Source organism: Geodermatophilus sp. DF01-2 (assembly GCF_004571065.1).
In the GTDB taxonomy this organism is placed as follows: domain Bacteria; phylum Actinomycetota; class Actinomycetes; order Mycobacteriales; family Geodermatophilaceae; genus Geodermatophilus.
Genome location: NZ_SPQN01000003.1, coordinates 81,899 through 105,846, shown reverse-complemented (window position 1 = coordinate 105,846; position 23,948 = coordinate 81,899). Strand labels below are relative to the sequence as shown.

Here is a 23,948-nt window from a genome sequence, read left to right as displayed (position 1 = left end):
TCCGGGCCGTGGATCCCCGCACCCGCTGGCAGCGAGTGGGCTGGGCGCTGCCCTGGCTGCTGTTCCAGGTCTTCCCGCTGGCCGACCTGGCGAGCACGCCGCGCCCGGCAGCCGTGCGGGTCGTCGCCGTCCTGGGACTGGCCTGCTTCACCGCCGTCTACCTCACGGTGTTCACCCGGATGTCCGACCGCTGCCGCGGCGTGCCGTGGCGGGCGCTGCTGGCGGTGGCGGTGATCGGGATCGGGCTGGCCGTGTGGCTCGGCCCTGCCTGGTCCGGGCTGATGATCTACGTGTCGGCGGCTGCGGCGGCGGGGCTCCCCGAGCGCTGGGTGTGGCCGGCGGTCGTCGGCGCGGCAGGCGTCTGCGCCGCGGTGATCGCCGCGCACGGCGTGCTGGGCGAGCTGTTCTTCCTGCCGGTGATCTGCCTGCTCACCGCTTTCGCGCTGCGCGGCACCCGGTACCTGGTCTCGGTCAACGCCGAGCTCGTCGAGGCCCGGGACGAGCTGGCCCGGTCCGCCGTCGCCGAGGAGCGGCTGCGCTTCGCCCGCGACCTGCACGACCTGCTCGGCCACAGCCTGTCGCTCATCGCGCTCAAGAGCGAGCTCGCCGGGCGGCTGGCCGAGCGGGATCCGGCGCGGGCCCGCGCCGAGATGTCCGACGTCGAGGCCGCCGCCCGGCGGGCGCTGGCCGAGGTGCGGGAGGCGGTCAGCGGCTACCGGCAGATCGGCCTCGCCCTCGCCCTCGCCGAGGCCCGCGCTGCCCTGTCGGCCGCGGGCACGACCCTGCGGGCGCCGTCGGCCGTGCCGGAGCTGCCCGGGCCGGTCGACGCGGTGCTCGGCTGGGTGGTGCGCGAGGCGACGACGAACACGCTGCGGCACAGCGGCGCCCGCACCGTCACCGTCGAGCTGGCCCGCGCCGGGGGAGACGTCGTGCTGACCGTCACCGACGACGGGCGGGGGCCGGCCGGCGGCCCTCCGGGCTCCGGGCGCGGCGACGCTCCGGGCGCCGGGCTGGCTGGGTTGGCCGAGAGATTGAGCAGCCTGGACGGCCGCCTGGAGCACGGCGCGGCGCCCGACGGCGGGTTCCGGCTGTCCGCCCCGGTGCCCCTGCCGGCGGGCGACCGGGTGGGCGCCCGGTGATCCGGGTACTCATCGCCGAGGACCAGTCGATGGTCCGCGGCGCGCTGCGGGCGCTGCTGGAGCTGGAGCAGGACATCGCCGTGGTCGCCGAGGTGGGCCGCGGTGACCTGGTGGTGGACGCCGCCCGGGAACACCTGCCCGACGCCGCGCTGCTCGACATCGAGATGCCCGGCTGCGACGGCATCGAGGCCGCCCGGGCGCTGGCGGCCGCGGTGCCCGACTGCCGGGCCGTCGTCCTCACCACCTTCGGTCGGCCCGGGTTCCTGCGCCGCGCCATGGAGGTCGGCGCGGCCGGCTTCCTGGTGAAGGACGCGCCGGTCGCCGAGCTGGCCCGCGCCATCCGCGCCGTGGTGGCGGGGGAGCGGGTGATCGACCGCGACCTGGCCGCCGCGGCGCTGGCGCTGGGTGCGACGCCGCTGTCCGCGCGCGAGGCCGAGGTCCTGCGGGCGGCCGCCGACGGGGCGACCGTCGCCGACATCTCCCGTCGGCTGTTCCTCTCCGAGGGGACGGTGCGCAACTACCTGTCCTCGGCGATCGGCAAGACCGGGGCGCGCACGCGGGTCGAGGCCGCACGGGTGGCGGAGGACAAGGGCTGGCTGTAGGCCGGGGCGCGGCCGACGGGTGGTCATGGTTCGTCGTGTGGTCCAGCCGATCCTGCCGCCCGGGTTCGCGGTGCCACCGCCGCTGCGGGACGAGAGATTCCACCTCGAGCCGTTGACCCCGGCTCACAACGCGCGCGACCACGCTGCCTGGACCACCAGCATCGACCACATCCGGGCTACACCAGGCTTTGCCGGACGCGCTTGGCCAGGAATCGCGGCGTCTCTGGAGGAGAACGAGTCGAGTCTGCGACGGCACGAGGAGGACGCCGCGGCCCGTCGCGGGTTCGCGTGCGCGGTGCTGGACGCGGCCAGCGGCGAGTACCTGGGCTGCGTCTACTTCTACCCGCCGCGGTCGGCGGAGTTTGACGTGGACGCCCGGTCCTGGGTGCGTGCCGACTGGGCGCGCCTGGACGCGCTGCTGCACGACATCGTCCGGGCGTGGCTCGGCCGCTGCTGGCCGTGGCGATCGCCGGACTACGCCGTGCGCTGAACGACCTTGCGCACCGGAACGGCGTCGCCGGTCGGGGGTGCCGGTCAGCCGCGGTGTTGCGGAGCCGGTACCGGCGGCTGGGCCGGCAGCGACGCCGTGGCCGGCCCGCTCGCCGGCTGGCCGACCGGCATCAGCGCGTCGAGGTCGAGCACCCGCACGTGGATGACGTTGCGCTGCTGCAGCGCGGCCCGCAGTGCCCGGTGCAGGCCGTCCTCGAGGTAGAGCTCACCCTCCCACTGGACGGCGTGCGGAAAGAGGTCGCCGTAGAACGTGGAGTCGTCGGCGAGCAGGGTGTCCAGCGCCAGCTCGCGCTTGGTGGTGACGAGCGTGTCGAGCCGGATCTGGCGCGGCGGGATCATCGCCCAGTCCCGGGTGGAGAGGCCGTGGTCGGGATAGGGCCGACCGTTCCGGACCGCCTTGAAGATCAGGGCACCGACCTCCGCTCTGTGCAGCCCCGTGCGGGCACTGGACCGTCGTCCACCCTATCGGCCCTCGTCCCGCGGCCCCGTCCAGAGGCTCGCCGCGAGCTTGCGAGCGGGGAGGGGGACGGGGTCCTTCGAGTATGCTGGACTGGCACTCCGTCCGTGCGAGTGCCAGTGCCCGGGGCTCGTCGTCCGGGGTGCCGGGGCCTCCGGCCGGAGTGCCGTCCGACGCGTCGACCGGTACGGGGAGGTGCCACCGTGGCGCACGACGACCGCCGCCTGCAGGTCCTGCGGGCCATCGTCCAGGACTACGTCTCCACCAACGACCCGGTGGGCAGCAAGGCCCTCGCCGAGCGGCACGACCTCGGCGTCTCGCCCGCCACCATCCGCAACGACATGGCCGTGCTCGAGGAGCAGGGCTACATCACCCAGCCGCACACCAGCGCCGGCCGGGTGCCCACCGACAAGGGCTACCGGCTCTTCGTCGACCGGCTGTCCGGGCTCAAGCCGCTGTCGGTGGCCGAGCGCCGGGCGATCGAGCGCTTCCTCGACGGCGCCCTCGACCTGCACGACATCCTCAGCCGCACGGTGCGGCTGCTGGCCCAGCTCACCCACCAGGTCGCCGTCGTCCAGTACCCCACGCTGTCGCGCAGCGCGGTGCGCCACCTCGAGGTGGTGCAGGTGGCCACCGCCCGGCTGCTGCTGGTACTGATCACCGACACCGGCCGGGTCGAGCAGCGGCTCGTCGAGTGCCCGGCCGACGTCGACCGCGACGACGTCGCCGAGCTGCGGGCGCTGCTGAACCAGACGTTCGCCGGGGCGAAGCTGGCCGACGCCGCCGGCCTGGTGCCCGACCTGCTGGAGACCGCCCCGCCGCAGCTGCGCCGGCTGGTGGCCGCGGTCGGCGCCGTCCTGGTCGAGACGCTGGTGGAGCCGGGGGAGGACCGGCTCGTCGTCGGCGGGACGGCGAACCTCGCCCGGGTCGCCGTCGACTTCTCCGGCAGCCTCCGCCCGCTGCTGGAAGCGCTGGAAGAACAGGTCGTCGTCCTGCGGTTGATCAGCGAGGTGGACACCGGTGGCGCCGTCCTCGTGCGGATCGGCGAGGAGAACGCCCACGAGGCGCTCTCCGGGGCGTCGGTCGTCTCCGTGGGGTACGGGTCCGGGGACCACGCGCTCGGGGGCCTCGGCATCGTCGGCCCTACCCGCATGGACTACCCGATGAACATGGCCGCGGTGCGCGCCGTGGCTCGCTACGTCGGCCAGCTCCTGGCCGAGAGCTGAGGTAAGAGACTTCTCGATGGCAACCGACTACTACGGCGTGCTGGGGCTGTCCCGCGGGGCCAGCGACGCGGAGATCAAGAAGGCCTACCGGCGGCTGGCCAGGGACCTGCACCCCGACGTCAACCCCGACCCCGAGGCCAAGGAGCGCTTCCAGGAGGTCAGCCGTGCCTACCAGGCGCTGACCGACCCGGAGAAGCGGCGCATCGTCGACCTCGGCGGGGATCCGTTCGACAACGGCGCTGCCGCGGGCGCCGGCGGTCCGTTCGCCGGTGCCGGCTTCGGCGGGCTCGGCGACATCATGGACGCCTTCTTCGGCGGCGGGGCGGCCACGCGGGGCCCGCGCAGCCGCGTGCGCGCCGGTGGGGACGCCCTCATCCGCCTCGACCTCGACCTCGACGAGACGGTGTTCGGCACGACCAGGGACATCACCGTCGACACCGCCGTCCTCTGCGACGCCTGCACCGGCGCGGGCACCGCGCCCGGCACCCACGCGACCACCTGCGCCACGTGCTCGGGCCGCGGCGAGGTGCAGAGCGTGCAGCGCTCCTTCCTCGGCCAGGTCGTCGCCACCCGTCCCTGCCCGACCTGTGCCGGTACCGGCCAGGTCATCCCCGAGCCGTGCCCGAAGTGCGGCGGCGACGGGCGCGTGCGGGCGCGGCGGACGATCCCGGTCAAGGTGCCCGCCGGCGTCGAGGACGGCATGCGGATCCGGCTCACCGGCCACGGCGAGGTCGGCCCCGGCGGCGGGCCGGCCGGTGACCTGTACGTGGAGATCGCCGAGCGGCCGCACGCGGTGTTCACCCGGGACGGCGAGGACCTGCACTGCCGGGTCACGCTGCCGATGACCGCTGCCGCGCTGGGCACCACCCTCACCCTGGAGACCCTCAACGGCGAGGAGGAGATCGACATCCGCCCCGGCACCCAGCCCGGCAGCGTGCTGACCCTCCGCGCCAAGGGCGCCCCGCGGCTGCGGGCCACCGGGCGGGGCAACCTCGTGGTGCACGTGGAGGTCGAGACGCCGACCCGCCTGGACGCCGAGCAGGAGAAGCTGCTCCGCGAGCTGGCGGCGCTGCGCGGCGAGGACCGCCCGGCCGCCGCCGGCGCCGAGGGGCACGGCGGGCTCTTCTCCCGGCTGTTCAAGTGACCGCCTCCCTGTGAGCAGCGTCCCCGCCGACCACCGGGTGCCCGAGCTCGACGGGGCACCGCTGTTCCTCCTCGACGAGCTGCCCGACGCCGGGGAGCTGCTGGTCGCCGGCGCCGAGGGGCGGCACGCCGTCGACGTGCTGCGGCTGACCCCGGGCGAGTCGGTGCGCGTGGGCGACGGTCGGGGCACCGTCGCCGAGGGCGAGGTCGCCAGCGCCGGGCCGCAGGGACTGCGGGTACGGGTCTCCGCCCGGCACGAGGTGCCGCCGCCGGCGTTGGAGCTCGTGCTGGTCCAGGCGCTGCCCAAGGGAGAGCGCGGGCCGCTCGCGGTCGAGCTGGCCACCGAGCTCGGCGTCGACCGGGTCGTGCCGTGGGCGGCCGCGCGCTGCGTGACCCGCTGGCGGGAGGACCGCGCCGCCAAGGGCGTCGCCAAGTGGCGGGCCGCGGCGCGGGCGGCCAGCAAGCAGTCCCGCCGTCCCCGCGTGCCCGAGGTCTCCGACGTCATGACCACCCGCCAGGTGTGCGGTGCGCTCGCCGACGTCGACCTGGCGCTGGTGCTGCACGAGCAGGCCCGTCACCCGATGGCCCGCGTCGAGCTGCCTGCAACCGGGACCGTCGCGGTGATCGTCGGCCCCGAGGGCGGACTCACCGACGGCGAGGTCGTCGCGCTCACCGCCGCCGGCGCGCGTCCGGTGCGGCTGGGTCCCGAGGTGCTGCGCACCTCGACCGCGGGGGCCGCCGCGCTCGCCGCCCTGTCGGTCCGCACCCGCTGGGCCTGACCGCGCGCCCGTCGATGATCAGGTGAGCTGGTCGTTGCGGGTCCGGGCTCACCACTGGTCGTGAGCCAGGACCCTGGACGGTGAGCCGGGACGTCGCGGGAGACCACGGCCGGCGCGGGCACCGGGTACCGGGCGCCTGCAGAGGGGCGGGCGGGTCGGGGTCGTCCCGGCCGACGCCGTCCCGACCCGCCCCCTAAGGTCGGGACCCGTGACCGACTGCCTGTTCTGCCGGATGGTGACCGGGGAGATCCCGGCCGACGTCGTGCACGAGACCGACCGGACGCTGGCCTTCCGGGACATCAACCCGCAGGCGTCCACCCACGTCCTGGTGGTCCCCAAGGCGCACCATCCGACGGTGGTCGCACTCGCGCAGGCCGACCCCGACCTGCTGGGCGCCGTCGTCCGCGCGGCCGGGGAGGTGGCGGTCCAGGAGGGGCTGGCGACCGAGGACGGCGTGGAGCCCGGCTACCGGATGGTGGCCAACACCGGGCCGGCGGCGGGCCAGACCGTGCACCACGTCCACCTGCACGTGCTGGGCGGCCGCGACCTGGGCTGGCCGCCCGGCTGACCCCCTGCCGGCACGGTGCGCCGGCCTGACAGGCTGCGGGCATGACCGATTCCGCGCCCGTGCGCATCGAGCGGGACGGCGACGTCGCCGTCGTCGTCCTGGACAACCCGCCGCTGAACCTGTTCACCCCTGCGGTCTTCGACGCGATCGAGGCGGTCGCCGAGGAGCTGGTCCGGCTCACCGACCCGGCCGACCCCGCGCGGGCCCGGGCGGTCCTGGTCGAGGCGCGTGGCAAGGTCGTCTCCGGCGGGGTCGACGTGACCGTGTTCCGCGACGTCGCCGAGGGCCCCGAGCCCACCGAGCGCGGCGCCGAGCTGTGGCGGCGGCTGCTGCGGGTGGCGCAGACGTTCGAGGACCTCCCGGTGCCGACGGTCTTCGCCGCGCACGGGCTCACCCTCACCGCCGCCTTCGAGCTGGCGCTGGCCTGCGACATCCTGCTCGCCGCGGAGAAGGCGTCGTTCGGACTGGTCGAGATCGTCGTCGGGCTGACCCCGTCGATGGGCGGCCCGCAGCGGCTGGCCGAGCGGGCCGGCTCCGCGCGGGCCAAGGAGCTGGTCTTCACCGGCGAGCGCTACCCGGCCGCGGTGCTGGAGCGGTGGAACGTGGTCAACCGGGTGCTGCCCGACGAGGGCTTCGCCGAGGCCGCCCGCGAGTACGCCCACCGGGTCGCCGCCGGACCGACGGTGGCGCACGCGGCCACCAAGCAGCTGGTCACCACCGCCGTCCGGCAGGGCGCGCGGGCCGCCGACGACCTGGTGCCCGACGTCTCCGGCGCGCTGTTCGGCACCGACGACCTCCGCGGCGCGGTCGACTCCTTCCTCGCCGACGGACCGGGCAGGGCCACCTACACGGGCCGGTGAGCCCGGTCCGGACGGCGGTTCGAGGGGGCATCCGCGGGTAGACTCGACGGGTCCGCACACCCGTAGCAGGAAGGCAGGGTCGAGGGTTCTTGCCCGACTCCTCCCCGAACGTCCCCGTGCCCGGTGCGCCCACGTCCCGTGAGGCCTCGGCACAGGCCGCAGCGGCGGACGGCCACGCCGGCACGCCCGCTCCGTCCACCAGCGGCTTCGGGGACGCCCCCGCCGCCGTCCGGACCACCATCACCGTTCCCGACTCGATCTCCATGGTCGCCCTGCTCGGCTCCGGCGACGAGCTGCTCCGCCTGGTGGAGAACGAGGTCGACACCGACGTCCACGTGCGCGGCAACGAGATCGCGGTGACCGGCCAGCCGGCCGACAACGCCTTCGCCGTCGCCGTGTTCGACGAGCTGATCGCGCTGCTCGGCACCGGCCAGGTGCTGCGCCCCGACTCGGTGCGCCGGGTGATCGGGATGCTCCGCGCCGGCGGCTCCGAGCGGCCGGCCGACGTCCTCAGCCTCGACATCATCAGCCGCCGCGGGCGCACGATCCGGCCCAAGACGCTGAACCAGAAGCGCTACGTCGACGCCATCGACGCGCACACCGTCGTCTTCGGCATCGGCCCGGCCGGTACCGGCAAGACCTATCTGGCGATGGCCAAGGCGGTGCAGGCGCTGCAGACCAAGCAGGTCAACCGGATCATTCTCACCCGCCCGGCCGTCGAGGCCGGCGAGCGCCTGGGCTACCTGCCCGGCACGCTGTCGGAGAAGATCGACCCCTACCTGCGGCCGCTGTACGACGCGCTGCACGACATGGTCGACCCGGAGTCCATTCCGCGATTGATGCAATCCGGAACCATCGAAGTCGCGCCACTGGCGTACATGCGCGGCCGCGCACAACCGTACGACGCCAAGGTGCTCACCCCCGACGGCTTCATGCCGATGGGCAGGCTCCAGGTCGGTGACCTGGTCATCGGCTCCGACGGCACCCCGACCCCGGTGCTCGGGGTCTACCCACAGGGCCGCAAGGAGGTCTACCGCGTCGCCACCCAGGACGGCGCCTGGACGGTCGCCTGCGGAGAACACCTGTGGACGGTCACGACACCCGAGGACCGCCGCCGCGGGAAGACCCGCACGCTCGAGACCCAGGAGATGGTCGGCCGCCTGCGCCGCGGCTCGATCCACCGGTACGAGCTCCCGCTCGTGGACGCCGTCCACTTCGAGCCACGCGAGATCCCGCTCGATCCCTACGCCCTCGGGCTCCTCCTGGGCGACGGGTGCCTGACGACGTCCACTACGCCGGCCTTCGCGACAGCAGATCCTGAGCTCGCGGTCGCTCTCGAGGCCGCCCTCGATGGCATCGAGGTGCGGCACAAGAGCGGCTACGACCACGTGCTGTACCACGTCGCGGGTGGTCGCGGTGGCCTGAGGGTCGCCAACCCGGTGACCGCGGTGCTGCGCCGCCTGGAGCTGGCCGGCACGACGTCGGCGACGAAGTTCGTCCCCGAGGACTACCTGCACAACTCGGTGGCCGTCCGCACCGCAGTGCTGCAGGGCCTGCTGGACTCCGACGGCGGGCCGGTGGCCCAGCAGGGACGCACCTGCCGGGTCCAGTACTCCACGACGTCGCCTCACCTCAAGGACGACGTCACGTTCCTCGTGCGATCGCTCGGCGGGGTCGTCTACTCACGCCTCCGGGAGTCGGCTGGGCGTCCGCCTGGCCGCGCTGCCGGCCGGCCCGTGGAGTACCGCGAGGACGCGTACATCCTCGACATCCGCCTGCCGGAGGGCCTCGAGCCGTTCCGGCTGGAGCGCAAACGTCGGGTGTACGAGGCCGCGGGTGGCGGTCGGCCGATGCGCTTCATCGACAGCATCGAGCCGGTGGGCGAGCAGGAGACCCTGTGCATCCAGGTCGCCGCCGAGGACTCCCTGTACGTGACCGACGCCTTCCTGGTCACGCACAACACGCTCAACGACGCATTCGTCATCCTCGACGAAGCTCAGAACACCACTGCCGAGCAGATGAAGATGTTCCTCACCCGGCTCGGCTTCGGCTCCAAGATCGTGGTCACCGGCGACGTCACCCAGGTCGACCTGCCCGGCGGCGCGCAGAGCGGCCTCCGGATCGTCCGCGAGATCCTCGACGGCATCGAGGACGTGCACTTCGCCAACCTGACCAGCTCCGACGTCGTCCGCCACCGGCTGGTCGGCGACATCGTCGACGCCTACGAGCGCTGGGACAACAGCCAGCGGCAGGACCGGCCCGCCACCCCGCCGCCGGTGCGCGGGTCGCGGCCGCGCCGGCAGGGGGGCTGAGGCACATGCCGGTCGAGGTGGCCAACGAGTCCGAGATCGCCGTCGACGAGTCCTCGCTCGCCGCGATCTGCACGTACGTGCTCGCGGAGATGGGCGTCAACCCGATGGCCGAGCTGTCGGTGCTGTGCGTCGATCCGGACTACATGAGCACGCTGCACGAGCGGTGGATGGGGGAGAAGGGGCCGACCGACGTCCTCGCCTTCCCCATGGACGAGCTGGACACCGGCCGTCCCGACGAGCCCGACCCGGGCCCGGCGCTGCTCGGGGACGTCGTCCTGTGCCCCACGGTGGCCATCCGCCAGGCGCGCGCCGCGGGCCACACGATGGACGACGAGCTGATCCTGCTCGCCACCCACGGCGTGCTCCACCTGTTGGGCTACGACCACATGGAGCCCGAGGAGGAGAAGGAGATGTTCGGCCTGCAGTCCACGCTGCTCGAGCGCTGGCGCGCCGCCCCGCGCGCCCCGATGACCGGCGAGGTCGTCGACCGGGGGCCGGTCCAGCGATGACCTCCGGCGAGATCACCCTGCTGGTGGTCGCCGTCTGCCTCATCCCGCTGGCCGGCCTGTTCGGCGCCATGGATGCCGCGCTGCAGCGGGTGTCCAAGGCCCGGGTCGACGAGCTGCGGCGGGACGGCGTCAAGCGGGCCGGCGTGCTCTCCGACGTCGTCGCCGAGCGGGCCCGGCACGTGGCGCTGCTGCTCCTGCTGCGGATCGGCTGCGAGATGGTCGCCGCGGTCCTGGTCGCCGTCGTCCTCTACCGGCTGTGGGGCGGCGGCTGGCAGCCGGTGCTGATCGCCGCCGGGGTGATGACCGTCGTCAGCTACGTGCTGGTCGGCGTCGGGCCCCGCACCCTCGGCCGCCAGCACGCCTACGGGACGGCGCTGGCCGGTGCCGGCGTCGTCCGACTGCTCGGCCGGGTGCTGGGGCCGGTGGCCACCCTGCTCATCCTGGTCGGCAACGCGATCACCCCCGGGCGCGGCTTCCGCGACGGCCCGTTCTCCTCCGAGGTCGAGCTGCGCGAGCTGGTCGACATGGCCGAGGAGCGCGGCGTCGTCGAGTCGGGCGAGCGCAACATGATCCACTCGGTCTTCGAGCTGGGCGACACCATCGCCCGCGAGGTCATGGTGCCGCGCACCGACGTCGTCTGGATCGAGCGGAACAAGACCCTGCGCCAGGCTCTCGCGCTGGCGATGCGCAGTGGATTCAGCCGCGTCCCGGTCATCGGCGAGAACGTCGACGACGTCGTCGGGATCATCTACCTCAAGGACCTCATCCGCCGGACCCAGGGCGGACAGGACCCGAAGAGCACCATGAAGGTCGAGGACCTCATGCGTCCGCCGACGTTCGTGCCGGAGTCCAAGCCGGTGGACGAGCTGCTGCGGGACATGCAGGCCCAGCGCATCCACATCGCGATCGTCGTCGACGAGTACGGCGGCTTCGCCGGGCTGGTCACGATCGAGGACATCCTCGAGGAGATCGTCGGCGAGATCGCCGACGAGCACGACCGCTTTCAGCGCCCGCCGGTCGAGGAGCTGCCCGACGGGTCGGCGCGGATTATCGCCCGCCTGTCGGTCCAGGACCTCGCCGAGCTCTACGACGTCGAGCTGCCGCAGGACGACGACGTCGAGACCGTCGGTGGGCTCCTGGCGCGCGAGCTGGGCCGGGTGCCGATCGAGGGCTCGGAAGCCGAGGTGGCCGGGCTGAGGCTGGTCGCCGAGAGCACCGGGGGCCGGCGCAACCGGATCGACACGATCCTGGTCTGCCGGGTGCCCGAGCCGGCCGAGACCACCGAGGACGAGGAGCCGCAGCCCTCGGGCGCCACGGCCGACGGGGCCGCCGCCGACGGGGCGACCGCCTCCGGGGCCACGCGCGTCGAGGAGCCCGCCGGCGCCGCGGAGCGCTGACCCGGCCGCGCAACCCCCCTGGTCCCCGGCCCGGCGAGCGTCAGCGAGGACGGGGACGCGACCGAGCTTGCGAGGTCGCGCAGGAGCAGAGCACCCCTGGTCACCGGCTCGACGAGCGTCAGCGAGGATGAGCCTGTGACCGCCCTGCAGCCCGAGGATGCCAAGCTCGTCACCCTGGCCCGCTCCGCGCGCGGCCGCACTGGCGCGCCGGAGGGTGCAGCGGTCCGCGACACCGACGGCCGCACCTACCTCGCCACCACCGTCGCGCTGCCGTCGCTACGTCTCTCGGCGCTGCAGGCCGCCGTCGCCGCCGCCGTGTCCAGCGGGGTCGAGGAGCTGGAGGCCGCCGCCGTCGTCTCGGACGCCGACGCGGTCGAGGAGGCCGGGCTGGCCGCCGTCCACGACCTCACCCCCTCCGCGCCGGTGATCCTCGCCGGCCCAGACGGCGCCGTTCGCACCACCGACTGACCTACGCCGCCCGCCGTGACCGTGGTGGACGGGGCCCTGCTCGCCGGCCTGCAGTCATGCTGTCGTCACGCTGGCCGTGGTGGGGGTCCCGCCGGTCGTGACGGGCGTCCGGAGGCTCTGCTCGCCGACATGGACCGTGCTGACGCCACCGGTGGTGGCGGCAGCATCGTGCGCGGGATCGCCGGGCTGATCGCCGCCGTGGCAGCCTCGGCGGCATCCCTCGCACTGATCCTGCCCGCCCGCGCGGCTGGGCGAGGTAGTTCCTCGCTCACCTCCGGCGCTGAGTGCGCCTGCACTCAGCGCCGGAGGACCGCCAGGACGACCTCGTCGGTCCGACTCAGTGCAGCGGCCGGCCGAGGGCCTCGGCGAACGCCTCGGGGTCGCGAACCCAGGCGGTGAACGCCTGCTCGTCCGCGCCGTCGGTCGACAGATGCCGGACGGCGACCCGCGTGCGACCGGGCCACCAGCCGCCGCGCCGCTTCCCCTTGGGCCAGCCCTCCGGCGGGCGCCCGCGGCGCACCTCCTGCACGAGGCTGCGGGCCACCACGTGCACCGACGACGTCCGCCGCAGCCCGGCGACGTCGAAGGACAGCCCGGAGTCGGAGACGGTGAGCCGGGTCGTCGACAGCACCAGGACGGCGACCCCGAGCAGCACGGCGAGCGGCACCTCCGCGGCCACCGACCCCGGTCCGCCGACCCAGGCGGCCAGCCCGAGCCACGCGGCCACGGAGAGCAGCACGGCGACGACCAGCCACGATCGCGCCGGGTCGTACTGCCAGTAGCGCAGCGGTGCCGGGGTCACCGTGGCCGCGCGGCGCGGCCCGCGGCCGGGGAAGAAGCCGTGGCCGCCGACCTGGACGGCGTGCCGGTCCCGCTCCCGCAGCGCCCGCACCGCCAGGGACTCGTGCCGCTCCCGCCGTCTCCGCCCAGCCACGACGTCGATCGTCCCAGGGCGGCATGGCCGGCGTCTCTCGTGCTCTGCCGGTCCTGCAGCACCTGCAGGCCACGAGGACCGCCCGCCATGCCGGCGTGGGCGGATGACCAGAGGTGTCGGCGACGGGTGGGAGGATGGACGCCGTGACGCCGCCGGAGCAGCCGCCGTACCGCAGCGGCTTCGCCTGTCTGGTGGGCCGCCCCAACGCCGGCAAGACCACGCTGACCAACGCGCTGGTCGGCGAGAAGGTCGGCATCGTCAGCAACCGCCCGCAGACCACCCGGCACGCCATCCGCGGCGTCGTCCACCGGCCGAGCGGGCAGCTGGTCCTCGTCGACACCCCTGGTCTGCACAAGCCGAAGAGCCTGCTGGGTCGTCGGCTCAACGACGTCGTCCGCGACACCCTCGCCGACGTCGACGTCGTCGTCTTCTGCGTGCCCGCCGACCAGCCCGTCGGGACCGGCGACCGGTTCATCGCCCGCCAGCTGCGCGAGGTGACGGCGCCGGTCGTCGTCGTGGTGACCAAGACCGACGCCGCGAGCAGGAAGCAGGTCGCCGAGCAGCTGCTCGCCGCCAGCCAGCTCGTCGAGGCGGCCGAGGTGGTGCCGGTCAGCGCGGTCCGGGGCGACCAGGTCGAGCTGCTGGAAGACCTGCTGGTCGGCCTGCTGCCGGAGGGCCCGCCGCTCTACCCCGAAGAGCAGACCACCGACGAGGACGTCGAGCGGCAGCTCGCCGAGCTCGTCCGCGAGGCGGCCCTGGAGAAGGTGTTCCAGGAGGTTCCGCACTCCCTCGCCGTCACCATCGAGGAGATGACCCGCCGTCCCGACCCCAAGCGGGACGGCGGCGAGCTGGTCGAGGTCCACGCGCTGCTGCACGTCGAGCGTCCCAGCCAGAAGCCGATGCTGCTGGGAAAGGGCGGCTCGATCGTCAAGGCGATCGGCACCGAGGCCCGGCACGGGATGGAGGCGCGGCTCGGCGCCCGGGTCCACCTCGACCTGCACGTCACGGTGCTCGGTGAGTGGCAGGACGACCCCAAGAAGCTCAACCGGCTGGGCTACTGATGAGCACCACACCGAAGTCGCTGTACCGCGACGAGGGCGTCGTCCTGCGCACCCAGAAGCTGGGCGAGGCCGACCGCATCGTCACGGTGCTCACCCGCCGGCACGGCAAGGTGCGGGCGGTGGCCAAGGGCGTGCGCCGCACCAAGAGCAAGTTCGGCGCCCGGCTGGAGCCGTTCAGCCACGTCGACCTGCAGCTCTACACCGGCCGCACGCTCGACATCGTGAGCCAGGCCGAGTCGATCCGCGCCTACGGCCGGCCGATCGTCGCCGACTACCCCGCCTACACCGCCGGCACCGCGGTGCTGGAGACCGCCGACCGGCTCACCGCCGAGGAGGAGAAGGAGCCGAACCTGCGGCTGTTCCTCCTCGTCATCGGCGCGCTGCGGGCACTGTCCGAGCGCAGCCACCCGGCCGGCCTGGTGCTCGACGCCTTCCTGCTGCGGGCCATGTCGGTGGCCGGGTGGGAGCCCGCGCTGGGCGGCTGCGCCCGCTGCGGTGAGGAGGGCCCGCACCGGCACTTCTCGGTGCCCGCCGGCGGCATGGTGTGCCCGGCCTGCCGGCCCACCGGCTCGGCGATGCCCAACCCGGCCACCATCGAGCTGCTCGACGCGCTGCTCACCGGCGACTGGGACGCCGCCGAGGCCAGCCACGGCGGCACCCGGCGGGAGGGCAGCGGGTTGGTGGCCGCGCTGCTGCAGTGGCACCTGGAGCGCGGCCTGCGCTCGCTGCCGCTGGTTGACCGGTCCGATCCGACGGTGCCCCGCCGGGAAGTGGGTCTGCTGAGTGAGGCGTGAGGTCCGTCGTGATGTGAAGGCCCCGAACCCGCACCCGTCGGGTGTCCGGCCGCCGCAGCTGCCGCCGGACAGGGTCCCCGGCCACGTGGCGATCGTGATGGACGGCAACGGCCGCTGGGCCAAGCAGCGCGGGTTGCCGCGCACCGCCGGGCACGAGGCGGGGGAGTCCTCGCTGTTCGACTGCGTCGAGGGCGCGATCGAGCTGGGCGTGAAGGCGATCAGCGCCTACGCCTTCTCCACCGAGAACTGGCGGCGCAGCCCGGAGGAGGTCCGCTTCCTCATGGGGTTCAACCGCGACGTGATCCGCCGCCGCCGCGACGAGATGCACGAGCTCGGGGTGCGGGTGCGCTGGGCCGGCCGGCGTCCGCGGCTGTGGCGCAGCGTCATCAAGGAGCTCGAGGTCGCGGAGGAACTCACCCGCGACAACGACGTCCTCACGCTCACCATGTGCGTCAACTACGGCGGGCGGGCCGAGATCGCCGACGCCGCCGCGGCCATCGCCCGCGAGGTCGCCGCCGGCCGGCTCGACCCGGACCAGGTCGACGAGGGCGCCGTCGCCCGGTTCCTCGACGAGCCGGACATGCCCGACGTCGACCTGTTCGTGCGCAGTTCCGGGGAGAACCGCACCAGCAACTTCCTGCTGTGGCAGTCGGCCTACGCCGAGTTCGTCTTCCTCGACACCCTGTGGCCGGACTTCGACCGCCGGCACCTCTGGGCCGCGTGCGAGGAGTACGCCTCGCGGCAGCGCCGCTTCGGCAGCGCCTGATGTTCGCGGTGACCCGTCTGCGGGTGCCCGAGGACGACGTCCCCGCGTTCACCGCCGCCGTCGACGCCCTGCTGGCCGCCCTCGCCGCCCGTCCCGGCCACCGGGGCGGCGACGTCGGTCGCTGCGTCGACGACCCGGCGCTGTGGGCGCTGGTCACCCGCTGGGACGGCGTCGGCGCCTACCGCCGGGCGCTGTCGGCCGCCGAGGTGAAGATCGCCGGCGCTCCGGTGTGGGTTCATGCCCTCGACGAGCCGGGCGTGTACGACCCGATCTGACGTGCCCGAGCGACGTGTGGCCGGACGCCCGGGTGGCTATCCCTGGACCCGTCCCACTCCACTCCCGTGCCAGCCGCATCCGAGCGGCGCCGCTCGGACGACGCGGGGAGTCATCGTGAGCCAGCAACCCTCCGTCGAGCCCGGCCGGCCCGATCCGGCCGCCGCAGGCGACGAGCGGACCCGTCCCGTCCGCGTCCTCCCCGTGCCGACCGGCGAGCGGCCGACGCGCCTGATCGGCAACTTCGTGGTGCCGCCCCCAGCCGGGGTGTCGCTCCCGGGAGAGACGCCGTCCCCGACCGAGGCGCCCGCCGTGGCCGGGCCCCCGACGACGGTGATGCCGGCGCTGCCGACGGTCGCCGGCGCCCGGCCGGCCCCGAGGCGGGCGGTGCCGGCGTCCGCCGCTGCTCCGGCCCCCGAGGCGCCGGCCGACGCGACGTCGACACCCGCGGCCGAGCCGGAGGCCCCGGTCGCGGACCGGCCCACCGTCCACCTGCCGGGCGGCACCGGCCGACCCGGCGACGCAGCGACGGTGGCGTGGCTGGCCGGCCCGGGACCGGGCCCGCTGCCGTACCCGCGCGTCGTCCCGCGCCGCCACCCCGTCCGGGCGCTGGCGTTGTTCGTGCTCCTCCTGATGATCGCGGCGGGGGTGTCGGCGGTCGTGCTGCTCGGGAGCGGGTGATGGGCGAGCACGGCCGGCCCGGCAACTACCGTGGAGCGGTCAACCCGCCGACCGCCAGCCGGATGGAGCCCCTCCCCGTGAGCGACAGTCCCGCCAAGCACGACCCCGCCCGCCTCGACAAGGTGGTGAACCTCTGCAAGCGCCGGGGGTTCGTCCTCCCGTCGGGCGAGATCTACGGCGGCACCCGCTCCGCCTGGGACTACGGGCCCCTGGGCACCGAGCTCAAGGAGAACATCAAGCGGCAGTGGTGGCGGACCGTCGTCCAGAGCCGGGACGACATCGTGGGCCTCGACTCCTCGGTGATCCTGCCGCGCCAGACCTGGGTGGCCTCCGGCCACGTCGGGGTCTTCACCGATCCGCTCACCGAGTGCCAGAGCTGCCACAAGCGCTTCCGGGCCGATCACCTCGAGGAGGAGTTCGAGGCGCGCAAGGGACGGGCACCGGAGAACGGCCTGGCCGACATCAGCTGCCCGAACTGCGGCACGAAGGGCGCGTGGACCGAGCCACGCGACTTCAACATGATGCTCAAGACCTACCTCGGCCCGGTCGAGGACGAGTCCGGGCTGCACTACCTGCGCCCGGAGACCGCCCAGGGCATCTTCGTCAACTTCGCCAACGTGATGGGGGCGGCGCGGAAGAAGCCGCCGTTCGGCATCGGCCAGATCGGCAAGTCCTTCCGCAACGAGATCACCCCCGGCAACTTCATCTTCCGCACGCGCGAGTTCGAGCAGATGGAGATGGAGTTCTTCGTCGAGCCCGGCACCGACGAGACCTGGCACCAGTACTGGATCGACGAGCGCACCCGCTGGTACACCGACCTGGGCATCGACCCGGCGAACCTGCGGCACTACGAGCACCCGAAGGAGAAGCTGTCGCACTACTCGACGCGCACCGTCGACATCGAATACCGCTTCGGCTTCCAGGGCTCGGAGTGGGGTGAGCTCGAGGGCATCGCCAACCGCACCGACTTCGACCTGAAGACGCACTCGGAGCACTCCGGCGCCGACCTCACCTACTTCGACCAGGGCACCAACACCCGCTGGACGCCGTACGTCATCGAGCCCGCGGCCGGCCTGACCCGCTCGCTCATGGCCTTCCTCGTCGAGGCCTACACCGAGGACGAGGCCCCCAACGCCAAGGGCGGCGTCGACATCCGCACGGTGCTGCGGTTGGATCCGCGGCTGGCGCCGGTGAAGGCCGCCGTCCTGCCGCTGTCGCGCAACGCCGACCTCTCGCCCAAGGCCCGCGACCTGGCCGCGAAGCTGCGGCAGAACTGGAACGTCGACTTCGACGACGCCGGCGCCATCGGCCGCCGGTACCGGCGGCAGGACGAGATCGGCACGCCGTTCTGCCTCACCGTCGACTTCGACACCCTCACCGACGACGCGGTGACCGTCCGCGAGCGCGACTCGATGAGCCAGGAGCGGGTCGGGCTGGACCAGGTCGAGACCTACCTGAAGACCCGCCTCCCCGTCTGCTGAAGCGGGCCCCTGCGAGACGAACCGGTGCCGGAGGCCGAGGCGCTCGACGCTCTCATCGACGAGCGGCGGGCCGCGACGACCGACGTCGTCCTGCTGGAGGTGCTCGCCGGGACGACCGACGAGATGCACGCCGACCGTCTGCGCCGGTTCCTCGCCGGAGCGGCACACCTGCGGCAGGAGTCCCCGATCGACGCCGAAATGGCCGCCGGCCTCTACCGCGCCTGCCGTCGCGGGGGTGAGGCACCCCGTTCGCTCAACGACTGTCTCGTGGCCGCCGTGGCGCTGCGCAACGGCGTGCCCGTCCTGCACCGGGACCGCGACTTCGCGGTGCTGGCGCAGCACACCGACCTGCGGACGGTGCCGGTGGGATGACGGCCGGCTGCGGGTGGACGACGGCCCGGCGGCTTGGTCCAGGTGAGCAGTTAGCGCCGGAGGAGCAGTCGCCGCACCCGCATGCCCCGCAGCACGGTTCCCACCTGCGACCGCACCTGCCGGACGGTGAGCGTGGGACCGGGACGTGCTCGAAGAGCAGGTGGTGTACCAGCGGTCGTGGTCCCAGTCGGTGCACCGCACACGGCCAGGTTTGCAAGCCTCAGCCCGCTGCTCCCCGACGGCGGTTTCCGCGGAGATCGACGGAAGGGCACCGCCTACCCTGGAGCGGTGAGCAGCAGCGTCCTCGAGCGGCCGTCGTCCTCCGCGACCGGTTACGCTCCGCTGCGCCTGGGCTCGCTCACCGTCGACCCCGCCGTGGTGCTCGCGCCGATGGCCGGCATCACCAACCCGGCGTTCCGCACGCTGTGCCGCGAGTTCGGCGCCGGCCTCTACGTCTGCGAGATGATCACCACACGGGCGCTGGTCGAGCGCAACGAGAAGACGCTGCAGATGGTGCGGGCGACCCCGGACGAGGAGGACGCCTTCTCCGTCCAGCTCTACGGCGTCGACCCGGCCACCGTGGGCCGCGCGGTCGAGATGCTCGTCGACGAGGGCGTCGCCGGCACCCGCCCGGCGCACATCGACCTCAACTTCGGCTGCCCGGTGCCCAAGGTGACCCGCAAGGGCGGGGGCTCGGCGCTGCCGTGGCGGCGGGTGCTCTTCCGCGACATCGTGCGTGCCGCCGTCGGTGCCGCGCGGGACGTGCCGGTGACCGTGAAGACCCGCATCGGCATCGACGCCGACCACGTCACCTACGCAGACGCCGGCCGGATCGCCCAGGACGAGGGCGCCGCCGCGATCACCCTGCACGGGCGCACCGCCGACCAGCTCTACAGCGGCACCGCCGACTGGGCGCCGATCGCGCGGTTGGTCGAGACCGTCGACATCCCCGTGCTGGGCAACGGCGACATCTGGGAGGCCGACGACGCGCTGCGGATGGTGGCCGAGACCGGGTGCGCCGGCGTCGTCATCGGCCGGGGCTGCCTGGGCCGACCGTGGCTGTTCGGCGACCTGGCAGCCGCCTTCGCCGGGAGGTCCCGACGCGCGCTGCCCACCCTGCGCGAGGTCGCCACGGTCATGCACCGGCACGCGACCCTGCTGAGCGAGGAGCAGGGCGAGCTGCACGGCTGCACCGACTTCCGCAAGCACGTGGCCTGGTACCTCAAGGGCTTCTCCGTCGGCTCCGACGTCCGCCGGGCGCTGGCGATGGTGGGCTCCCTCGACGAGCTGGCCGAGCTGCTGGCCGGCATCCCCGACCAGCCCTACCCGACGGCGGTGCTCGGCGGACCGCGCGGGCGCACCAGCCCGCCGCGCCCGGTGGCCCTCCCCGAGGGCTGGCTGGCCGACCGCGACGACCCCCGGCCGCCGGCCGGGGCCGAGCTGATGGCGAGCGGCGGATGAGCAGCACCCAGGGTCCCTACCTCTACGACGACGACCCGGCGCCGCTGCACACCGGCACCCCGCGGCCGGCGCGGGCGCTGATCCTGGCGGTCATCGGCGGCACGGTCGCCGTCGCCGTCGGCATGGCCGTCGGACTGCCGCTGGTGAAGGGCAGCCCGGAGGAGCAGGCGCGGCAGGTCACCGGCGTCTTCCTCGCCGCGCTCGCCCAGGACGACCTCGAGACGGCCTACGGCCTGCTCTGCGCCGAGGAGCGGGCTCGGGTCGCGCCCCAGGCGGTGCCCGCCGAGTACGCGGCGGGCGGCACCGGGGAGGTCACCGGCACGATCGCCGACGAGGTGGACGGCGCGCCGGTCCAGCGGGTCGAGGTGAGCTGGAGCGACGGCAGCACCTCCGTCCTCACCGTGGTCAGCGAGCAGGGCGCCCGCGTCTGCGGGACCACGTCGGACTGAGAAAGACCTCCCCCACGCCTCGTGGAAGGACCCCACCCTTCGCAGGCTCAGGGCGGAGCCCGGGACGGGGCCGGCAGGACCCTGACGGGCGGCCGTTCGGTCCGTCACCGAGCCCGGCGGGCTGGCGCGTCCCTCTCGGCTGGGCCACGATCGCTGTCTGGTCCCGAGCGGACGTATGAGACGTCTACCTGCGACAGCAGCTCGGGGCCGTGCTCGCCGAGGCGGCGGACGGGGGACCCGGGGCGCCGTCCCCGGCGGGCAACAGCGGCCGGCGAACGAGCGCGGAGGTGCACGGTGGCGGACGGAACCGGGGCGACGACCTGGGTCTACGACTTCAGCCAGGGCAGCAAGGACCAGAAGGACCTGCTGGGCGGCAAGGGCGCGAACCTGGCGGAGATGACCAACCTCGGACTGCCCGTGCCGCCCGGGTTCACCATCACCACCGACGCCTGCCGCCACTACCTCCAGCACGGCAGCACCCCGCCGGAGCTGGCCGACCAGGTGACCGAGCACCTGACGGCGCTGGAGAAGGCGATGGGCAAGACCCTCGGCGACCCGTCGGATCCGCTCCTGGTGTCCGTCCGGTCCGGTGCCGCGGCGTCGATGCCCGGAATGATGGAGACCGTCCTCAACGTCGGCCTCAACGACGAGTCGGTCCGCGGGCTGGCCGCGCAGTCCGGCAGCGAGCGCTTCGCGTGGGACTCCTACCGCCGGCTGATCCAGATGTTCGGCAAGACCGTCCTCGGCATCGACGGTGAGCTCTTCGACGACGCCCTCGACGAGGTCAAGCACGAGCAGGGCACCGAGTCCGACCTGGACCTCGACGCCCAGCACCTCGAGGACGTCGTCGGGCGGTTCAGGGCCATCGTGCGCGAGCAGTGCGGCCGCGACTTCCCGCAGGACCCGCGCGAGCAGCTGGACCTGGCGATCAGCGCCGTCTTCGACTCGTGGAACTCCGAGCGGGCCATCCTCTACCGCCGTCGCGAGCGCATCCCCGGCGACGCCGGCACCGCGGTCAACGTCGTCGCCATGGTCTTCGGCAACCTGGGCATGGACTCCGGCACCGGCGTGGCCTTCACCCGCGACCCCGGCAGCGGTGAGCAGGGCGTGTACGGCGACTATCTGCAGAACGCGCAGGGGGAGGACGTCGTCGCCGGCATCCGCAACACCGTGCCGCTGCCCGAGCTCGAACGCATCGACCAGGGCGCCTACGAGGAGCTGCTCGGCATCATGTCGCGCCTCGAGTCGCACTACCGGGACCTGTGCGACATCGAGTTCACCGTCGAGCGCAACAAGCTGTGGATGCTGCAGACCCGGGTCGGCAAGCGGACGGCGGCCGCGGCCTTCCGGATCGCCACCCAGCTGGTCGACGAGGGCCTCATCGATCTGGACGAGGCGGTCCGGCGGGTCACCGGCGACCAGCTCGCCCAGCTGATGTTCCCGCGCTTCGTCTCCGGCGGGGACGCCACCCAGCTCACCCAAGGCATGAACGCCTCGCCGGGCGCCGCCGTCGGCAAGGCGGTGTTCTCGTCGGAGACGGCCGTGGAGTGGGCGAACCGCGGCGAGAAGGTCGTGCTGGTCCGCCGGGAGACCAACCCCGACGACCTCTCCGGGATGATCGCCGCGGAGGGCGTGCTGACCAGCCGCGGCGGCAAGACCTCGCACGCGGCCGTCGTCGCTCGCGGCATGGGGAAGACCTGCGTCTGCGGAGCCGAGGAGCTGCAGGTCGACACCAAGGCGAAGAAGTTCACCGCGCCCGGCGGCACGGTCGTGGAGGAGGGTGACGTCGTCTCGATCGACGGCTCCACCGGCAAGGTCTGGCTGGGCGAGGTGCCGGTCGAGGACTCCGCCGTCGTCCGGTACTTCGAGGGCGAGATCGACCCGGACTCCGCCGAGGCCGACGACCTGGTCCGCAGCGTGCACCGCATCCTCACCCACGCCGACGAGGTGCGGCGGCTGGAGGTGCGGACCAACGCCGACACCCCGGAGGACTCCGCCCGGGCGCGCCGGTTCGGCGCGCGGGGCATCGGCCTGTGCCGGACCGAGCACATGTTCCTCGGCGACCGGCGGCAGCTGGTGGAGAAGCTCATCCTCGCCGAGGGGGACGACGAGCGGCAGGCCGCGCTCGACGCGCTGGAGCCGCTGCAGAAGCAGGACTTCCTGGAGATCTTCGAGGCGATGGACGGCCTGCCGGTGACCATCCGGCTGCTCGACCCGCCGCTGCACGAGTTCCTCCCGGACCTCACCGACCTCTCCGTGCGGGTCGCGGTCGCCGAGGCGCAGGGGCACGCCGACGAGGGCACGCTGCGGCTGCTGGCCGCCGTCCGCCGGTTGCACGAGTCCAACCCGATGCTCGGTCTGCGCGGCGTCCGGCTGGGCCTGGTGGTGCCGGGGCTGTTCGCCATGCAGGTGCGGGCGATCGCCGAGGCGGCGTCCGAGCGCCGGAAGGCCGGCGGCGACCCGCGGCCGGAGATCATGATCCCGCTGGTCGGAGCGGTCCAGGAGCTGGAGGCGATCCGGGACGAGTCCGAGCGCGTCCTCGGCGAGGTGTGCGAGAGCCACGGCGTCGACGTGCAGGCCCTGATCGGGACGATGATCGAGGTGCCTCGCGCTGCGCTGACCGCCGCGGAGATCGCCCAGTCGGCCGAGTTCTTCTCCTTCGGCACCAACGACCTCACGCAGATGACCTGGGGCTTCTCCCGGGACGACGTCGAGGCCGCGTTCTTCCACGCCTACCTGGACAAGGGCATCTTCGGCATCTCGCCGTTCGAGTCGCTCGACCGTGACGGCGTCGGCCGGCTCGTGGAGATCGGCGTCGAGGGCGGTCGCGCGGCCCGGCCCGGGCTCAAGGTCGGCATCTGCGGCGAGCACGGCGGTGACCCGGACTCGGTGCACTTCTTCCACGAGGTGGGGCTGGACTACGTCTCCTGCTCGCCGTTCCGCGTGCCGGTGGCTCGCTTGGAGGCCGGCCGTGCCGCGCTGGGGGCGGAGCACGCCGGCTCCTGATCCGGGGCCCGGCACACCGTCGCACCGTCCACGAACCGACGGACCCGCGTGGTACCCATGACGCGTGGGTGTGCGCGCGGGGAGCCTGGTGGGCCGGGTCGTCGGCGCTGTCGTGCTCGCCGTGGTCCTGCTGGTCGTCTCCACCGCGACGGCGATCTGGTGGACGGCGCGGCAGGACTCGCGCCCGGCGTCCGACGCGATCGTGGTGCTCGGGTCGGCCCAGTACAACGGCGTCCCGTCGTCGATCTTCGAGGCCCGGCTCGAGCACGCCCTCGCGCTGTACGAGCAGGGCGTCGCGCCGATGGTCGTGACCGTCGGCGGGAAGGCGGCCGGCGACCAGTTCACCGAGGCCGCGTCCGGCCGCGCCTACCTCGCCGGGGCGGGCGTGTCCGAGGACGCGCTGCTCGCGGTCGAGGAGGGCGTGGACACGCTGGAGAGCATGCGGGCCGTCGCCGCGGTGTTCGACGAGCGCGGCTGGGACTCCGCCGTCCTGGTCACCGACCCGTGGCACGCCATGCGCGCCGAGCGGATGGCCGAGGACGCCGGCATCGCGGCCGACAGCTCACCGACCCGGCAGGGCCCCGCGGTGCAGACCCGCGCCACACAGTTCCGCTACATCCTCCGCGAGACGGCGGCCTATCTGCTCTACCGCGCGACCGGCGAGAGCGTCGCCGGTGCGCCCGGGATCGGCTGAGCGGAG

The 23,948-nt window shown here is 73.8% G+C and carries 24 protein-coding genes and 2 pseudogenes; 24 read left to right on the top strand and 2 right to left on the bottom strand.

All coding sequences use genetic code 11. From position 1 onward, the window contains the following. Positions 1–8 precede the first annotated feature (8 nt). From E4P41_RS02080 to E4P41_RS22540, 3 genes are all read left to right on the top strand, one after another. A complete protein-coding gene (locus E4P41_RS02080; protein ID WP_135139211.1) occupies positions 9–1,139 on the top strand; it encodes a histidine kinase in 1,131 nt (376 codons plus the stop codon). Continuing rightward, entirely contained in the window at positions 1,136–1,741 is a 606-nt protein-coding gene (locus tag E4P41_RS02075) for a response regulator transcription factor (protein ID WP_135139210.1), read from the top strand. Before E4P41_RS02080 ends, E4P41_RS02075 begins: the two co-directional genes overlap by 4 nt. Before the next feature lie 295 nt (positions 1,742–2,036). Continuing rightward, on the top strand, positions 2,037–2,231 hold the full coding sequence (locus tag E4P41_RS22540; RefSeq protein WP_209307485.1) for a hypothetical protein: 195 nt from the start codon (positions 2,037–2,039) through the stop codon (positions 2,229–2,231). Between the two features lie 137 nt (positions 2,232–2,368). Here E4P41_RS22540 and E4P41_RS02065 read toward each other — a convergent pair. Beyond that, positions 2,369–2,659: pseudogene (locus E4P41_RS02065) on the bottom strand (type II toxin-antitoxin system VapB family antitoxin); the annotation flags it as partial. A 252-nt stretch (positions 2,660–2,911) separates the two neighbouring features. Here E4P41_RS02065 and hrcA point away from each other — a divergent pair. The 10 genes and pseudogenes from hrcA to E4P41_RS02020 all read left to right on the top strand — a co-directional run bounded on the left by hrcA (position 2,912) and on the right by E4P41_RS02020 (position 11,970). Then, positions 2,912–3,934 carry a heat-inducible transcriptional repressor HrcA gene (gene hrcA / locus E4P41_RS02060; RefSeq protein WP_135139207.1) on the top strand — a complete coding sequence of 341 codons (1,023 nt, stop codon included), beginning with the start codon at positions 2,912–2,914 and terminating at the stop codon, positions 3,932–3,934. A 16-nt stretch (positions 3,935–3,950) separates the two neighbouring features. Then, complete coding sequence (gene dnaJ / locus E4P41_RS02055) at positions 3,951–5,078, top strand: molecular chaperone DnaJ (protein WP_135139206.1); 1,128 nt, start codon at positions 3,951–3,953, stop codon at positions 5,076–5,078. 10 nt (positions 5,079–5,088) lie between these two features. Then, on the top strand, positions 5,089–5,856 hold the full coding sequence (locus tag E4P41_RS02050) for a 16S rRNA (uracil(1498)-N(3))-methyltransferase (protein ID WP_135139205.1): 768 nt from the start codon (positions 5,089–5,091) through the stop codon (positions 5,854–5,856). 208 nt (positions 5,857–6,064) lie between these two features. Next, positions 6,065–6,424: a histidine triad nucleotide-binding protein gene (locus E4P41_RS02045; RefSeq protein WP_245177054.1), complete on the top strand. Its 360-nt coding sequence runs from the start codon at positions 6,065–6,067 to the stop codon at positions 6,422–6,424. A gap of 41 nt (positions 6,425–6,465) precedes the next feature. After that, positions 6,466–7,284, top strand: a complete 819-nt coding sequence (locus tag E4P41_RS02040; protein WP_135139204.1) for an enoyl-CoA hydratase/isomerase family protein — start codon at positions 6,466–6,468, stop codon at positions 7,282–7,284. Positions 7,285–7,547: 263 nt separating this feature from the next. Then, positions 7,548–8,972 (top strand): annotated as a pseudogene (locus tag E4P41_RS23525) (PhoH family protein); the annotation flags it as partial. A gap of 162 nt (positions 8,973–9,134) precedes the next feature. Further along, complete coding sequence (locus tag E4P41_RS23520; protein ID WP_280658906.1) at positions 9,135–9,596, top strand: PhoH family protein; 462 nt, start codon at positions 9,135–9,137, stop codon at positions 9,594–9,596. Between the two features lie 5 nt (positions 9,597–9,601). Next, positions 9,602–10,105: an rRNA maturation RNase YbeY gene (gene ybeY, locus E4P41_RS02030; RefSeq protein WP_135139203.1), complete on the top strand. Its 504-nt coding sequence runs from the start codon at positions 9,602–9,604 to the stop codon at positions 10,103–10,105. Further along, positions 10,102–11,502, top strand: coding sequence for a hemolysin family protein (locus tag E4P41_RS02025; RefSeq protein WP_135139202.1), 1,401 nt, complete (start codon positions 10,102–10,104; stop codon positions 11,500–11,502). Before ybeY ends, E4P41_RS02025 begins: the two co-directional genes overlap by 4 nt. Positions 11,503–11,637: 135 nt before the next feature. Further along, a complete protein-coding gene (locus E4P41_RS02020; protein WP_135139201.1) occupies positions 11,638–11,970 on the top strand; it encodes a cytidine deaminase in 333 nt (110 codons plus the stop codon). Between the two features lie 337 nt (positions 11,971–12,307). Here E4P41_RS02020 and E4P41_RS02015 read toward each other — a convergent pair whose 3' ends face one another. Next, entirely contained in the window at positions 12,308–12,904 is a 597-nt protein-coding gene (locus tag E4P41_RS02015) for a hypothetical protein (RefSeq protein WP_135139200.1), read from the bottom strand. Positions 12,905–13,047: 143 nt separating this feature from the next. Here E4P41_RS02015 and era point away from each other — a divergent pair, with 143 nt between their 5' ends. The 11 genes from era (at position 13,048) to E4P41_RS01960 (ending at position 23,942) form a co-directional block, all read left to right on the top strand. Then, positions 13,048–13,965, top strand: coding sequence for a GTPase Era (era, locus tag E4P41_RS02010; protein ID WP_209307483.1), 918 nt, complete (start codon positions 13,048–13,050; stop codon positions 13,963–13,965). After that, on the top strand, positions 13,965–14,759 hold the full coding sequence (gene recO / locus E4P41_RS02005) for a DNA repair protein RecO (RefSeq protein ID WP_135139198.1): 795 nt from the start codon (positions 13,965–13,967) through the stop codon (positions 14,757–14,759). The genes era and recO overlap by 1 nt, the downstream gene beginning before the upstream one ends. Positions 14,760–14,772: 13 nt before the next feature. Then, positions 14,773–15,525 carry an isoprenyl transferase gene (locus tag E4P41_RS02000; RefSeq protein WP_209307482.1) on the top strand — a complete coding sequence of 251 codons (753 nt, stop codon included), beginning with the start codon at positions 14,773–14,775 and terminating at the stop codon, positions 15,523–15,525. Next, a complete protein-coding gene (locus E4P41_RS01995) occupies positions 15,525–15,800 on the top strand; it encodes an antibiotic biosynthesis monooxygenase (RefSeq protein ID WP_135139196.1) in 276 nt (91 codons plus the stop codon). Before E4P41_RS02000 ends, E4P41_RS01995 begins: the two co-directional genes overlap by 1 nt. A gap of 115 nt (positions 15,801–15,915) precedes the next feature. After that, positions 15,916–16,479, top strand: a complete 564-nt coding sequence (locus E4P41_RS01990; protein ID WP_135139195.1) for a hypothetical protein — start codon at positions 15,916–15,918, stop codon at positions 16,477–16,479. 62 nt (positions 16,480–16,541) lie between these two features. Continuing rightward, a complete protein-coding gene (locus E4P41_RS01985; RefSeq protein ID WP_135139240.1) occupies positions 16,542–17,960 on the top strand; it encodes a glycine--tRNA ligase in 1,419 nt (472 codons plus the stop codon). 24 nt (positions 17,961–17,984) lie between these two features. Next, positions 17,985–18,332: a PIN domain-containing protein gene (locus E4P41_RS01980; protein ID WP_167760880.1), complete on the top strand. Its 348-nt coding sequence runs from the start codon at positions 17,985–17,987 to the stop codon at positions 18,330–18,332. Positions 18,333–18,620: 288 nt separating this feature from the next. Further along, positions 18,621–19,793, top strand: a complete 1,173-nt coding sequence (gene dusB, locus E4P41_RS01975) for a tRNA dihydrouridine synthase DusB (RefSeq protein ID WP_135139193.1) — start codon at positions 18,621–18,623, stop codon at positions 19,791–19,793. After that, entirely contained in the window at positions 19,790–20,242 is a 453-nt protein-coding gene (locus tag E4P41_RS01970; RefSeq protein WP_135139192.1) for a hypothetical protein, read from the top strand. The genes dusB and E4P41_RS01970 overlap by 4 nt, the downstream gene beginning before the upstream one ends. A 294-nt stretch (positions 20,243–20,536) precedes the next feature. Continuing rightward, positions 20,537–23,248, top strand: coding sequence for a pyruvate, phosphate dikinase (gene ppdK, locus E4P41_RS01965; RefSeq protein ID WP_135139191.1), 2,712 nt, complete (start codon positions 20,537–20,539; stop codon positions 23,246–23,248). Between the two features lie 64 nt (positions 23,249–23,312). Next, positions 23,313–23,942, top strand: a complete 630-nt coding sequence (locus E4P41_RS01960) for a YdcF family protein (protein WP_245177052.1) — start codon at positions 23,313–23,315, stop codon at positions 23,940–23,942. Positions 23,943–23,948 lie beyond the last annotated feature (6 nt).

Bases quoted from the DNA above. Each gene is read 5' to 3' on its own strand.
- E4P41_RS01985 (WP_135139240.1), top strand. From the start codon at position 16,542: ATGGAGCCCCTCCCCGTGAGCGACAGTCCCGCCAAGCACGACCCCGCC.
- E4P41_RS02025 (WP_135139202.1), top strand. From the start codon at position 10,102: ATGACCTCCGGCGAGATCACCCTGCTGGTGGTCGCCGTCTGCCTCATC.
- E4P41_RS23520 (WP_280658906.1), top strand. From the start codon at position 9,135: ATGCGCTTCATCGACAGCATCGAGCCGGTGGGCGAGCAGGAGACCCTG.
- E4P41_RS02040 (WP_135139204.1), top strand. From the start codon at position 6,466: ATGACCGATTCCGCGCCCGTGCGCATCGAGCGGGACGGCGACGTCGCC.
- ybeY (WP_135139203.1), top strand. From the start codon at position 9,602: ATGCCGGTCGAGGTGGCCAACGAGTCCGAGATCGCCGTCGACGAGTCC.
- E4P41_RS01995 (WP_135139196.1), top strand. From the start codon at position 15,525: ATGTTCGCGGTGACCCGTCTGCGGGTGCCCGAGGACGACGTCCCCGCG.
- dnaJ (WP_135139206.1), top strand. From the start codon at position 3,951: ATGGCAACCGACTACTACGGCGTGCTGGGGCTGTCCCGCGGGGCCAGC.
- recO (WP_135139198.1), top strand. From the start codon at position 13,965: ATGAGCACCACACCGAAGTCGCTGTACCGCGACGAGGGCGTCGTCCTG.
- E4P41_RS01970 (WP_135139192.1), top strand. From the start codon at position 19,790: ATGAGCAGCACCCAGGGTCCCTACCTCTACGACGACGACCCGGCGCCG.